The organism is Bradyrhizobium sp. GW821-FHT13H05, from assembly GCF_058804065.1.
Genome location: NZ_JBXAPO010000004.1, coordinates 635,018 through 647,490, shown reverse-complemented (window position 1 = coordinate 647,490; position 12,473 = coordinate 635,018). Strand labels below are relative to the sequence as shown.

11 protein-coding genes are annotated in these 12,473 nt (G+C 63.1%); 5 read left to right on the top strand and 6 right to left on the bottom strand.

Annotated features, from left to right (window positions below; translation table 11 throughout):
• Positions 1 to 18: 18 nt before the first annotated feature.
• The 4 genes from AC1RR3_RS16210 to AC1RR3_RS16195 are packed head-to-tail and all read left to right on the top strand — an operon-like array spanning position 19 to position 3,784.
• Entirely contained in the window at positions 19 to 1,188 is a 1,170-nt protein-coding gene (locus AC1RR3_RS16210) for an acyl-CoA dehydrogenase family protein (RefSeq protein WP_492824106.1), read from the top strand.
• Positions 1,189 to 1,206: 18 nt separating this feature from the next.
• Positions 1,207 to 1,665 (top strand): MaoC family dehydratase, encoded by a 459-nt coding sequence (locus AC1RR3_RS16205; RefSeq protein WP_492824105.1) that lies wholly within the window; start codon positions 1,207 to 1,209, stop codon positions 1,663 to 1,665.
• A gap of 3 nt (positions 1,666 to 1,668) precedes the next feature.
• On the top strand, positions 1,669 to 2,856 hold the full coding sequence (locus AC1RR3_RS16200; protein WP_492824104.1) for a CaiB/BaiF CoA transferase family protein: 1,188 nt from the start codon (positions 1,669 to 1,671) through the stop codon (positions 2,854 to 2,856).
• 40 nt (positions 2,857 to 2,896) lie between these two features.
• Positions 2,897 to 3,784 carry an HpcH/HpaI aldolase/citrate lyase family protein gene (locus AC1RR3_RS16195; protein ID WP_492824103.1) on the top strand — a complete coding sequence of 296 codons (888 nt, stop codon included), beginning with the start codon at positions 2,897 to 2,899 and terminating at the stop codon, positions 3,782 to 3,784.
• Between the two features lie 116 nt (positions 3,785 to 3,900).
• On the opposite strand, the gene AC1RR3_RS16190 is transcribed toward AC1RR3_RS16195, so the two are convergent.
• Positions 3,901 to 5,244 carry an MFS transporter gene (locus AC1RR3_RS16190; RefSeq protein ID WP_492824102.1) on the bottom strand — a complete coding sequence of 448 codons (1,344 nt, stop codon included), beginning with the start codon at positions 5,242 to 5,244 and terminating at the stop codon, positions 3,901 to 3,903.
• Between the two features lie 288 nt (positions 5,245 to 5,532).
• Between AC1RR3_RS16190 and AC1RR3_RS16185 the strand changes: the two genes are divergently transcribed.
• Positions 5,533 to 6,597 (top strand): alcohol dehydrogenase, encoded by a 1,065-nt coding sequence (locus tag AC1RR3_RS16185; RefSeq protein WP_492824101.1) that lies wholly within the window; start codon positions 5,533 to 5,535, stop codon positions 6,595 to 6,597.
• Positions 6,598 to 6,920: 323 nt separating this feature from the next.
• Here AC1RR3_RS16185 and AC1RR3_RS16180 read toward each other — a convergent pair whose 3' ends face one another.
• The 5 genes from AC1RR3_RS16180 to AC1RR3_RS16160 form a co-directional block, all read right to left on the bottom strand.
• On the bottom strand, positions 6,921 to 8,120 hold the full coding sequence (locus tag AC1RR3_RS16180) for a (R)-mandelonitrile lyase (RefSeq protein ID WP_492824100.1): 1,200 nt from the start codon (positions 8,118 to 8,120) through the stop codon (positions 6,921 to 6,923).
• Between the two features lie 37 nt (positions 8,121 to 8,157).
• Positions 8,158 to 10,350, bottom strand: coding sequence for a xanthine dehydrogenase family protein molybdopterin-binding subunit (locus AC1RR3_RS16175; RefSeq protein WP_492824099.1), 2,193 nt, complete (start codon positions 10,348 to 10,350; stop codon positions 8,158 to 8,160).
• Positions 10,351 to 10,360: 10 nt separating this feature from the next.
• Positions 10,361 to 10,828 (bottom strand): (2Fe-2S)-binding protein, encoded by a 468-nt coding sequence (locus AC1RR3_RS16170; protein ID WP_492824098.1) that lies wholly within the window; start codon positions 10,826 to 10,828, stop codon positions 10,361 to 10,363.
• Between the two features lie 32 nt (positions 10,829 to 10,860).
• The gene (locus tag AC1RR3_RS16165) at positions 10,861 to 11,235 is read right to left on the bottom strand and encodes a c-type cytochrome (protein ID WP_492824097.1); all 375 of its coding nucleotides are present in this window, start codon (positions 11,233 to 11,235) and stop codon (positions 10,861 to 10,863) included.
• A 299-nt stretch (positions 11,236 to 11,534) separates the two neighbouring features.
• A complete protein-coding gene (locus AC1RR3_RS16160; RefSeq protein ID WP_492824096.1) occupies positions 11,535 to 12,404 on the bottom strand; it encodes a formylglycine-generating enzyme family protein in 870 nt (289 codons plus the stop codon).
• Between the last annotated feature and the right edge of the window lie 69 nt (positions 12,405 to 12,473).

Genomic DNA, 12,473 nt, shown 5'->3' with positions numbered 1-12,473 from the left:
CATCCCAGAGGGATCTCTATGCTCAACCTGACGGAAGAACAGCGGGCGATTACCGATGGCGTTTCCGCCATCTGCAAGCGGTTCAATGACGACTACTGGGTCGACTGCGAGCGAGAGGAACGGTTTCCGAGGGAGTTCCATCGGGCGATGGCCGACGACGGATGGCTTGGGGTGACGATGCCGCAGGAGTACGGCGGCGCGGGACTGGGCATCAAGGAGGCCATGCTCGTGATGCACACCGTGGCATCGCACGGTGGAGGAATGGCGGCGACCTCGTCCATCCACATGAACATGTTCGGCCCGCATCCGATGGTGGTTCATGGCACAGCAGAACAGAAAGAGCGCTGGATTCCGAGGCTGATCTCCGGACAGGACCAGGTCTGCTTCGGCGTAACCGAGCCGGATGCAGGTCTCGACACAACCAGCATCAAGACCTTCGCCAGGAAGGTCGACTCCGGCTATCGCGTCTCGGGCCGTAAGATGTGGATCTCCACGGCGCAGGTCGCCAACAAGATCCTGCTGCTGGTGCGGACGTCACCCAAGCCAGAGAAGGGAAAGGGCAGGGCGACCGAAGGCATGACTCTGTTCTACACGGATCTGGATCGTGCCCACATAGAGGTGCGACGCATTCCCAAGCACGGCCGCGCCGCCGTCGACTCCAATGCAGTCTTCATCGACGATCTGTTCGTTCCCGATTCCGATCGTATTGGAGAGGAGGGGCGGGGATTTCACTATCTCCTGGACGGTCTCAATCCCGAGCGCGTGCTCATCGCAGTCGAAGCCATCGGGATCGGCCAGGATGCCCTGCAACGCGCGGTCCGCTACGCGCGGGAACGCGTGGTGTTCGGCCGTCCAATTGGCAAGAACCAGGGCATTCAGCACCCGCTGGCCGAGTGCTGGGTGAATCTGGAAGCTGCGCTGTTGATGGCCGAGCGGGCAGCCGACCTCTATGATGCCGGCTTGCCCTGCGGTGCACAGGCGAACAGCGCCAAGCTTCTGGGGTCGCGCGCGGGTTACCAGACCTGCCAGCAAGCGGTGCTGACGCTCGGCGGCATGGGCTACGCCAAGGAGTATCACGTCGAGCGGTTGCTGCGCGAAGTGCTTGTGACGCGCATCGGACCGATCACCGACCAGATGATCCTGAACTTCATCGGCGAGAAGGTCCTTGACCTTCCAAAATCCTATTGACGAGGGGAGGCTGCAGACATGCCGGGCCTGTACTATGAAGATCTCTCCGTGGGGCAGACATTCGATCACGCCGTCAGGCGTACCGTGACCGAAATGGACAATGTCCTGTTCTCGGCCCTCACCCACAATCCGGCTCCACTCCACATCGACGAGGAGTACTGCCGAAAGCATACGGAATACGGTCAACGCATCGTCAACAGTGCGTTCACACTGGGGCTAATGGTCGGCGTGACCGTCGAGGACACGACGCTTGGCACCACGATCGGCAATCTCGGATGGAACGAGGTTCGCTTTCCAAGGCCGGTGCTGCACGGCGACACGATCCATGTGCGGACGACGGTCAAGGAATTGCGAGAGAGCCAGTCGCGCCCGAACGCCGGCATTACGATCTTTCTGCACGAAGCCTTCAATCAGCGTGACGAGTTGGTCGCCACCTGTACGCGGGTCGCGTTGATGATGAAAAAGCCGAAGGGCTGAAAGATGAAACCGCTGGCTGGTATCAAGGTTCTCGACTTCTCCAAGGTTTTGGCGGGTCCGCTATGCACTCAGACGCTCGGCGAACTCGGTGCGGAGGTCATCAAGGTGGAGCCGCTCGTGCTTGGAGACGACACCCGCGGCTGGCCGCCGTTTCGCGCGGAAGGGCTCGGCGCTGTCTTCCTGAGCGTCAACAGAAACAAGCGAAGCATCGCGCTCGACCTGAAGACCGAGGCCGGACGGTCGATCGCGCATCAACTTGCCAGGTCGGCCGATATCGCAATCGAGAGCTTCGGCTCGGGCGTCGCCGAGCGCCTCGGCATCGACGCAGACAGCCTGCGGCCGCTGAACGAGCGTCTTGTCCATTGCAGCATATCCGGGTTTGGCCGTAGCGGTCCCCTCAAAAACCTGCCGGGTTACGATGTGATACTCCAGGCGTTCAGCGGCATGATGTCGCTGACCGGCGACGAAGGCAGTGGATATGTCCGCAGCCCGATCTCGCCGATCGACCAGATGACGGGCGCCCATGCACTCGCGGGCATCCTGGCGGCGCTGCTCGAACGGAATCAGACGGGGAAGGGAACGACCGTCAAGGTCAACCTTTTCGAAACGTCGCTCGGTCTGCTTCGATACAATTTGCAGAGCTTCTGGGAGCGCGGGGAGCAGCCGCCGAAGTGTGGCTCCTCTCACGAATCCATGTGTCCCTATCGGGCCTTCGAGGCGGCTGACGGACCGCTTCTGCTGGGCGTGGCGAATGATGGGTTGTGGCGGAAGTTCTGCGCCGTCGCCGATCTGGGCGAAATCGTCGACCATCCGAAATTCCGCAGCAATGCCGATCGCGTGGCGCACCGAGCCGAAACCGATGAGCTCGTGCAGAGGGCTATCGTCAAGCGTTCCGTGGCCGAGTGGAATGATAGTCTTGCCAAGGTCGGCGTGCCCTGCGCGCCGATCAACACGATCAAGCAGGTGCTGGAGCACCCGCATACGGAAGCCACGGGACTCGTTGTGAAATACGATCATCCGCGCGGTGGACCCATCCGATCGGTTGGGCTTCCCTTCACGCTGGGCGATCAACCTCGCGAGGCCGGCAGACCGGCGCCGACGCACGGCGAGCATACCCTGGACATTCTTCAGGAGATGGGTTTTTCCCTGAGGGACATCGAAGGGCTGCGGACGGCAAAGGCCATTGCCTGAGCGCCGTGAGTGCATTCACGATCGGGAGAGGACGCTGATCATGTACCTCCGTTCCATGCTGTATATTCCAGGTGACAACCTCAGAAAGCTCGGCAGGGCGGACGGAAGTGGCGCTGACGCCATCGTGCTCGATCTGGAGGATTCCGTTGCCCCCGGCAATCGGGCCGATGCGCGGAAGAAGGTCCGGGAGTTTCTCGATGCGCGGCCAGCCGGCGCGCGCAAATGCCAGCTCTGGGTGCGCATCAATGCGTTCGACGATTCCGCGCTCGTCGACCTCGCCGCCGTCGTAGGCGGGAATCCAGACGGTGTCGTGCTGCCGAAGATCGATGGGCCCGACGATATTGAACACCTGAGCCACTGTCTGGATTCGTTGGAGGTGCGGGAAGACGTCGCGCCCGGCAGAATCAAGATCTGTGCCGTGGCGACCGAAACCCCTGCCGCCGTTCTGCGCCTGCCGGAATTTGCCGGAGCGAAGCTGCCCCGTCTCGTGGCCCTGAACTGGGGCGCTGAAGATCTCAGTGCTGCCATTGGCGCTTCGACCAACGTCGACAGTTCAGGCGCTTGGGCGCTCACCTACCGCTGGACGCGTTCGGCCGTGCTGCTCGCCGCCAAGGCGGCAGGCGTGCAGGCCATCGAGACGGTTCATGTGGATTATCGCGACGTCGAAGGCTTGCGCGTTTCCTCCAAGGAGGCGGCTAGGGAAGGCTTCACCGGTCGCGCGGCCATTCATCCAGATCAGGTCGGGCCTATCAATGAGGCTTTTGCTCCGTCGTCCGAGGAACTGGAGATCGCGAGGAAGATCATTGCGGCGTTCGACGGGGCGGAAGGGGTCGGCACCGTCGGCATCGATGGCAAGATGTTCGATATTCCGCATCTCAAGCGCGCCCGGAACCTGCTCGCGTTGCACGAGAAATATCGCGGCTCTTGATGCTGGTTCGACAGGAGCCGCCCTCGGGCGGCTCCTGTCTATTCCTGAGGCGCTTGTCCTGAGGCGCTTGGCGGCGATACGGGCGCCGCGGGAATTGTCCTGAGTGCCCGGCGATTCTAGGCCGCGAGGTCTTGTCGAGCCCGGTCTGGGGCCAGCATGGCTCCAACGATCGTCAGGGCACCCGTGAGCAGCACGATGAGCGGAACGGCGTAGACATTCGGCGGGCCGCCAGCGGCCGCCAGGATCGAGGAGGCGACCAGAGGACCGAGCCCCGCGACTGCGCCGGCGCCGATCTGATAGGCGATCGAAACCCCGGTGTAGCGGGTGCGCGTGTCGAACAACTCGGCCAGGAATGCGCCCATTGGACCATACACCATGGAATGCCCGATCTCGAGCAAGGTCAGCGAGACCGGAATAAGCGCCATGTTGGCGTTGTTGAGCGACCAGAACAGCAAGTACATGGCTGGTGGGACGATGATGCTGCCCGCGATCGCCAACACGCGTCGTCCGGTCTTGTCCGAAAGCCAGCCGAAGAACACCGTCAGCACCATCGCGAGAACGCCGTTCACGAACTGGAACAGCAGGATCGTGCTCATGGGCAGATGGAGCGCACCCGCATACGACGTCGCAAACGTCGCGTAGATTTGGTACGATGCTGCGCCGGTCGCGATGAAGATGGCGGTGATCGTCGCTTTCTTGTGCTTCTGAAACAGATCGGCAATAGGCAGTTTTTTCCGTTCTGCGCCTTTCGTCTCCCGTTCTGCCTTGACGAAAATTGGCGTTTCGCTGACGCCCATCCGGACCCAGAGCCCGACGAGCACCAACGCCGCCGACGCAATGAAGGGCACACGCCAGGCCCAGTCCTGGGTCTCTTGTGGCAGGCGGGTGATCCCGGCAAAAATCAGCGTGCCGATCGCGATGCCGAGCCAGATGCCGAAGTTGGCGAGGCTGCCCCAGAATCCGCGATGGTTCTTGTCCATATGCTCGACGAGCATCAGCACTCCACCGCCCCATTCGGCCCCGGCTCCGAGCCCTTGGCAGAGCCGCGCGAGGATGAGCAAGGCGGGCGCCAGGATCCCGATCGTCGCGTAGCTCGGCAGGATCCCGACCGCGAATGTGCTCGCGCCCATAGTGATCATGCTGGCAACGAGAACCTTCTTGCGACCATAGCGGTCGCCGAAATGACCGCCGATAATGCCGCCGATCGGCCGTACCAGAAAGCCGCTGGCCAGGGTTCCGAACGATGCGATCACCCCGACAGCCGGGCTTGTGTTTGGAAAGAACAGGTGAGCGAAGTAGAGGCCCGCCGCCAAGCCGTAAATGTAGACGTCGAAGAATTCGATCGTCGTTCCCAGCAGCGTCGAGAGGATCAGCCGTTGGCGTGATCTTGCCTGCATCGTCGAGACGGAGATTGCCCGCTCTGCTGCCGTCGTCGCGGTCGGCTCGCCGGTCAAATACATTGGCTCCTCCTCTTTGCATTTTTTGCCCCGGCTTGCTGGCCGGCGATTTAGGGACACGGGAGCGGCTCTCGATAATCGCCGTTACACGCGTCAATGGTTAACCATAGGCCTTCGGGCCGGCATCCGCAACAGAATTGATTAGATACTAACGGTCAGCCATTCATCATCTGACGAAATCGTAAATGGTTTAATTGTTGACCAATGGCCGGATGCCGTTAACCTGCGGCGAAGTTCGCCCGACGAGAGGCGGCGCCTGCCGGTGACCGGCTGTGCAGTGGGAGGAATGCGATGCGAATGTGGGCAGTGGTTGAAAACGGCCGACCGTTACAGGCAATCGAACTGGAGACGCCTGATCCTTCGGGGGAACAGGTTCTGGTGGAGGTGTCGCACTGCGGCGTGTGCCACTCCGACCTCCATTTCTGGGAGGGCGAATACAACCTGGGCTACGGAAAGAAGGTCCGTCTCGCAGAGCGGGGAGTGGTGTTGCCCCGGGCTCCAGGTCACGAGGTCGTCGGCACTGTCGTGGCGCTGGGGCCGGACGCCAAAGGCGCCAAGGTGGGTGAGCGCCGGATCGTCTTTCCATGGATTGGCTGCGGACAATGCGACCGATGCGCGGCCGGCGAAGACAATATGTGCACGAGACAGTCGAGCATTGGCGTCGTTCGACACGGCGGCTTCAGCTCGCACGTATTGGTGCCGCATTGGAGATATCTTGTTGATCCCGGAAACCTCGACCCGGCGGTGGCTGCCACCTACGCCTGTTCAGGAATTACTGTCCTCTCGGCTATCCGCAAGCTTGGGTCGATGCCGCCCGACAGCGCGGCGCTGCTGATCGGGGCGGGCGGGCTCGGACATTCCGCGATCGCCATGCTCCGCGCTCTCGGCCACCGCAATATCGTCGTCGTTGATACCGACGAGAACAAGCGCGCGGCGGTGATGGAAGCCGGTGCGACGGCCTTCGTGGATGGGAGAGTGGATGACCTCGCGGCGGAGATCGTCAAGTGTGCCGGTGGATCGGTCCTGTATGCGATCGATTTCGTGAACAACACCAAGACCGCGAATGCCGCATTCAACAGTCTCGGCAAGGGCGGCAAGCTTGTGCTGATCGGACTCGGCGGCGGTGAACTCGATATCCCTCTTGCGAGTATGGTGTTTCTGCCCAGAAGCGTGATGGGGTCGTCGACTGGAACGCTTCAGGACCTGAAGGATGTGGTCGAGCTGGCGAATTCCGGAAAACTCAAGCCCATTCCGATCGATCACATGCCTCGTGATCAGGCGAATGAGGCATTGGACAGATTGAGGGCAGGCCGGGTCACCGGACGAGTTGTTCTATGCGACAACTGCGCGGTTTAGGCTGAAGTAGATCACCAACTCCGCAATCCGAGCCTGTTTCGAGGAACGGCTCGGCCGGATTCGCGATGCGAGTGAGCGGCCGCGCATGCACGGCAACCTTGGGCTGAGCGAGGATTGCCGCGCGTTTCGCCTTGGCGGAGAGCGGATCGCTGTCGTTGACTCGCGGGATAGCCGGCCAAGCAAAGGCACAGCGATCGCGAATGCAAGGCGGCCAAGCACGATCGTGGGCGCCCTGCACTGACCAGGGACGGCGGCACCCCACGAGGCGGATCGATGATGCCATAGCGGCTTCTTCAGCGCTCCTCAGTCGGGTTGCCTCCAGTTTATTGCGCACCATTCCGATAAATCTCATCGGTGACCAACTCCATCCAGGTCACGGTGTTTCCGTTCAGCGCCTCGGCGATGGCGAAATGCGTCATCGGCTGGTCGGCGCTCGCGCCGTGCCAATGGCGCACGTTCGGCGGAATCCAGACCACGTCACCGGGACCGACTTCCTGTCTCGGTCCGCCTTCCTTCTGCACCCAGCCGCGGCCTGAGATGATGAACAGCGTCTGGCCGAGCGGATGGGTGTGCCACGCGGTCCGGGCGCCCGCGGCGAACGCGACCGTGCCACCTCCGATGCGGGCCGGCTCCTCGCCCCGATACAGGCCCGAGACGTGCACCTCGCCGGTGAAGCGATCGGCAGGGCCGATCGACGTTGTTTCAGGCGTCGAGCGGATGATCCGCAAAGCGGCCTCCGGCACAGCAGACGGTTGCGCGGTGGCTTCTCGACTGGCGAATACGCGCTCGAGAACGGGGACCGCCGAGATTGCGCGCGGCCATCCTGCATAGAAGCCGAGATGTGTCGCAACTTCGGCCGCTTCCGTGCGGGTCAGGCCATTGTCCATGGCACGATTGGCATGGAAGGCGAGCTGTTCGGGCTGCCCGATGGCTATGAGCGCCGCCATGGTGACGAGGCTGCGGTCGCGTGGCGACAGCTCCGGTCGGCGCCAGAGATCGCCGAACAGCACGCGGTTCGTGAGCTCGGCGAAAGCCGGGGCGGTCGGTCCTACCGTGCTGTTCACTCTGGCTGCTCGCGCGACTTCCGTCGCAGCTTCGAGCGTGATCGGAGTGGCATCGCCGGACTTGACGGCGCCGATCCTGCGCTCATCGAACACCTTCTTCACCTCGGTGACGGCGGAAATGGCGTTCGGCCAGCCCGTATAGAAAGCAAGTTGGGTGATGAGTTCGCCGATCTCGCCGGGCTTCACGCCGTTGTCGAGCGCCCGCCGGACGTGTCCGGGGATTTGCCCCGTCTTGCCGGTCGAGACGAGCCCGGCCACCGTGACCAGGCTGCGGTCGCGCGGGGCGAGCTCCTTGCGGAGCCACACCTCGCCGAACAGCACATCGTCGGTGAAATGGCCGAGCCCAGGAGCCACTTCATAGACCGCTGGCGGGGCAACGCGATTGCGCTTCACCTCTTCCGCCTCGACGCCTGCCGCGGCGAGTGCCGAGAGCGCAATTCCGGCAGCGATTGTCTTCATGATGCCGTCTCCTTGATCGAGTGTCGGTGCCGCGTCCTCAGCTCATACCGAGATCGAAGTTCTTCAGTGGCAGATTGCGAACCCGCTTGCCGGTTGCTGCGAAGACCGCGTTCAGGACGGCGGGAGCCGCGACGGCGATCGTTGGCTCGCCGACGCCGCCCCAGAAACCTCCGGACGGCATCGCGATCACCTTGACCTCCGGCATCTCGTCGAGGCGCATCACGTTGTATGTATCAAAGTTCTGCTGCTCGATCCGCCCGTCCTTCACGGTGCATTCGCCATAGAGCATGGCGGAGAGACCGTAGACGAAGGAACCCGCCACCTGCGCTTCGACCTGCTGCGGGTTGACGACGTGGCCGGGGTCGGTGGCCGCGACGATGCGGTGGATTTTCAGCTTGCCCCGTGAGACCGACACTTCGGCCGCGGCAGCCACATAGCTGCCGAAGCCCATCACCTGGGCGAGGCCGCGATAGACGCCCTGCGGCGGCTTGGTCTCCCAGCCGATGCCCTTGGCCGCGGCTTCGAGCACCGCGAGGTGCTTGGGATGGTTCGCCATCAGCTTGCGGCGGAAAGCCAGCGGATCCTGGCCCGCGGCGTGTGCGAGCTCGTCGACGAAGCATTCGAGATAGACGGCGTTCTGGTTGAGGTTCACGCCGCGCCACGCGCCCGGACGGATGTGCGGGTTGCGCATGGCATGGTCGATCAGTACGTTCGGAAAGGTGTACCCGATCGCCATTTCCGCGCCACCGGGCATCAGCCCCTGAAAAACGAAGGGATCGCCATTGTTCGTCATCGCCGACGGGTAGGCATAGATCGCGATCGACTGGCCGGAGATGCGCATGTGCAGGGCTTCAACGTTGCCGTCGCTCGTCAGCGAAGCGCGCAGGCGACACTGGGTGACCGGGTGGAAGCGGCCTTGCGCCATGTCTTCCTCGCGGGTCCACATCATCTTCACCGGTGTGCCCGGCACTTGCTTGGCGATCAGCGTGGCGATGCGCAGATAGTCGGTCTGGAGCCTCCGGCCGAAGCTGCCGCCGATGCGCATGACGTGTATTTCGCACGCTTCCGGCGGAAGTCCGGCGGTGGTGGCCACGGTGTTGAGCGCCGCATCGGCTACCTGTGTCGGCCCCCAGACGTCACAGCGCTCGGTCGTCCAGCGCACGGTCGCGCACAGCACCTCCATCGGGGCGTGGTTCTGGTAGGGAAAGCTGTAGTCCGCCTCGATGACCCGTGCAGCTTTCGTCAGCGTGCCCTTGGCATCACCGGCTTGATTGCCGATATAGGATGTGTCCGCGCCCAGGCCCTCGCGCAGCGTTTCGGCGATGGTCGCGCTGGAGACTTTCCCGTTCGGCCCTTCGTCCCATTCGATCGGCAGGGCGTCGAGCGCGGTCTTGGCGCGCCAGAAGGTGTCGGCGACGACTGCCACGGTCTCGTCGTCGACGCGCAGCACATGCTTGACGCCGCGCATGCCGGTGATCGCCTTTGCGTCAAAGCTCTTCAGCTTGCCGCCATGGACAGGACAGCCCCTGGGAACGGCGACAAGCATGCCCGGCATGCTGTAGTCCATGCCGTAGACCAGCGAGCCATTGAGCTTGTCGCGCGTGTCGAGACGCTTCAAGGGCTTGCCGGCGATCGTCCAGTCCTTCGGATCCTTGAGCTTGATGTCGGTCGGCGGGGTGATTCCGTTCGCCGCCGCGGCAACGGCGCCATACGTGGTCGAGCGCCGGGTGCCGGCATGGGTAATCACGCCCTTCATCGCCGTGCATTGTGCGGCGGGTACGCCCCACTGAGTTGCCGCGGCCTGGACCAGCATCGCGCGCGCCGTAGCTCCGCCCATGCGCACATATTCCTGCGAGCCGCGAATGGCGCGAGACCCGCCGGTCGACAAATCCCGCCACACGCGATCGCGCCGCCGGTTCTCGCCGGGCTTGACCAGTTCGAAGCGCACCTTGTCCCAATCGCACTCGAGTTCCTCGGCAACGAGTTGGGCGAGGCCGGTGAGCGAGCCCTGTCCCATCTCAGTGCGGGCGATGCGGATGATCACGGTCTCATCCGGCTGGATCACGACCCAGGCGTTGACCTCCGGCGCAACCGTTTGAGCGACGGCGCGCATCGGCAACGGAAACGAGAAGCCGAACGTGAAGGCGCCTGCGATGGCGCCCGAGCCGGCGAGGAATCCGCGGCGCGAGAGGTTGCTGTCGCGCTTGCCAGTCTGGCTCTGCATGGTCATCGATCTCTCCTCAGCCACGGTTCGTCGCCATCCGCTCGGCGGCGAGCTTCACACCGGCGAGCACGCGCGGATAGGTGCCGCAACGGCAGATATTGGTGATCTCGGAGCGAATATCGTCATCGCTCGGGCGAGGGTTCTGTGCGAGCAGCGCGGATACGGCCATGATCATGCCGACCTGGCAGTAGCCGCATTGGGCGACATCGAGCTCGGCCCAGACGTCCTGCACCGGATGCGGCTTGTCGGCGCCAAGTCCTTCGATGGTGACGATCTTCTGGTCCTCGGTCACGGCACTGATCGGCAGTGCGCAGGAGCGCGTGGCGGCGCCGTCGACATGCACGGTGCAGGCCCCGCACTGGGCGACGCCGCAGCCATACTTCGTGCCGGTCAGGCGGACATGCTCACGGATAACCCAGAGCAGCGGCGTGTCGTCCTCGACGTCGACTTCGGCGACTTTCCCGTTGATGTTGAGCTTGGCCATCTTGTGTTCCGGTTTGGTATGGAGGGGGCGAGCTAGTTGGGCGCTGCCAATCCCAGGAGATAGGCAACGATGTTGGTGCGATCGGTCTCATCGGGCACGGAGACCGTCATCGTCGTGTCGGCGACCATCGCGCGCGGATTTGAAATGAACGTGCTGATCCGTGCGGCATCCCACGTCACGCCAAGATTGCGCATGCCCTGTGAGTAGCGGGCGCCATCGACGCTGCCCGCCTTCCGACCGGCGATGCCGGCAAGCGATGGACCAATCCGGTTCTGCCCCGGCTGGACGGTGTGGCAGGCTCCGCAACGTTGACGGAATAGACGTTCACCTGTTGCCGCATCCTGTCCGCACGCCGGTCCGGGCATTGTGGCCAGCATGACCAAGAGACGTATGACAGCCCGTTTCATTATTGCTTCGCCATTGATTAAGTGCCGCCGATGTCGATGTGGAGATGCCTGACGTAGCCCGTCGCGGTTGTCTGCCTCGACACTTCGCAACATGCGGCGGGTTCGCGTTCATGCGAGCGCCAAGCTATCAGCCGCGACCGATACCGATTAGGTCGGCGGCATGGCATGCGCTTATGCTCTTGATTCATGAATGGTGCAGAATCGCACGGCTAGTCGGTGAAACGGCCGCATATCGGCGACCACGACACCGTCCATGCACAGCTGCGCACGAAACTGCGGCAACGTGACACGGCCATTCCCTAACCGTCCTCGGCTCGCACCAACCGCAACCCGATGCTGATGCCGCGGTAGTCCGGCTGATAGGGACGACGTGCGGATGACCGCCAGCCGTCGCCTGTCTCATGCCAACTGCCACCGCGGACGACCCGGCCTGAACCCGAGGCCGGACCTTGCGGGTCGCGTGCCGGGCTGCTCGCGTAGTAGCGCTCATCAAACCAGTCCTGTACCCACTCCCACACATTGCCGTGGATGTCGTACAGACCCCATGAGTTGGGCTGCTTTTGCCCGACCGGGTGCGTCGAACCCGTCGCGAAGCTCTCGCCGTGCCAGGCGTGGCGGCTCAGCTCCCGTGCGTCGTTGCCGAACGAGTAGATGGTCGTCGTTCCCGCCCGCGCGGCGTACTCCCACTCCGCCTCGGTCGGCAGCCGATATTTGTTGTGACCTTCCGTCGCATTGAGCCGGCGGATGAACTCCTGAGCATCATTCCAGGACACCGTCGCTGGATTGGTCGGATGCCTCAATCGCTCGGCCATGCCGGGGAGTTCGTAGAACGGATTCGACCGTGACTGTGTGTAGGGGTTGGACCCCATCACGGCTTCCCATTGTGCCTGCGTGACCTCGTAGCGGCTGAGATAGAACGGCTTGCTGATCGTGACTTGATGTGGCGGCCTCTCGCTGCCAAGCGCTTGGCGGTCGTCCGGTGCCGCGCCCATCGGGAAGTCACCGGCCGGAATCCGGACAAACTCCATGCCGACGCTGTTTCGCAGCGTCGCGCCTGCCGACATTTGCGTGGTTTCGGCGCTGGCGGCTCTTATCGGAAGGGCCGCCGGAAGAGCGCCTGCGATCACGCCGCTGGCGATGCCTGCCCTCATCATTTTTCTGCTCGACATGATCTTTATGCTTCCGCCGGTGTCCTCAATTCGTTCCGGATAACACCTCGTCGAATGGATGATTAGTCG

Excerpts from the sequence above, each read along its gene's own strand:
- AC1RR3_RS16195 (WP_492824103.1), top strand. The coding sequence starts at position 2,897 with ATGTACCTCCGTTCCATGCTGTATATTCCAGGTGACAACCTCAGAAAG.
- AC1RR3_RS16180 (WP_492824100.1), bottom strand. The coding sequence starts at position 8,120 with ATGAAGACAATCGCTGCCGGAATTGCGCTCTCGGCACTCGCCGCGGCA.
- AC1RR3_RS16190 (WP_492824102.1), bottom strand. The coding sequence starts at position 5,244 with ATGTATTTGACCGGCGAGCCGACCGCGACGACGGCAGCAGAGCGGGCA.
- AC1RR3_RS16185 (WP_492824101.1), top strand. The coding sequence starts at position 5,533 with ATGCGAATGTGGGCAGTGGTTGAAAACGGCCGACCGTTACAGGCAATC.
- AC1RR3_RS16170 (WP_492824098.1), bottom strand. The coding sequence starts at position 10,828 with ATGGCCAAGCTCAACATCAACGGGAAAGTCGCCGAAGTCGACGTCGAG.
- AC1RR3_RS16210 (WP_492824106.1), top strand. The coding sequence starts at position 19 with ATGCTCAACCTGACGGAAGAACAGCGGGCGATTACCGATGGCGTTTCC.
- AC1RR3_RS16175 (WP_492824099.1), bottom strand. The coding sequence starts at position 10,350 with ATGACCATGCAGAGCCAGACTGGCAAGCGCGACAGCAACCTCTCGCGC.
- AC1RR3_RS16165 (WP_492824097.1), bottom strand. The coding sequence starts at position 11,235 with ATGAAACGGGCTGTCATACGTCTCTTGGTCATGCTGGCCACAATGCCC.
- AC1RR3_RS16205 (WP_492824105.1), top strand. The coding sequence starts at position 1,207 with ATGCCGGGCCTGTACTATGAAGATCTCTCCGTGGGGCAGACATTCGAT.
- AC1RR3_RS16200 (WP_492824104.1), top strand. The coding sequence starts at position 1,669 with ATGAAACCGCTGGCTGGTATCAAGGTTCTCGACTTCTCCAAGGTTTTG.
- AC1RR3_RS16160 (WP_492824096.1), bottom strand. The coding sequence starts at position 12,404 with ATGTCGAGCAGAAAAATGATGAGGGCAGGCATCGCCAGCGGCGTGATC.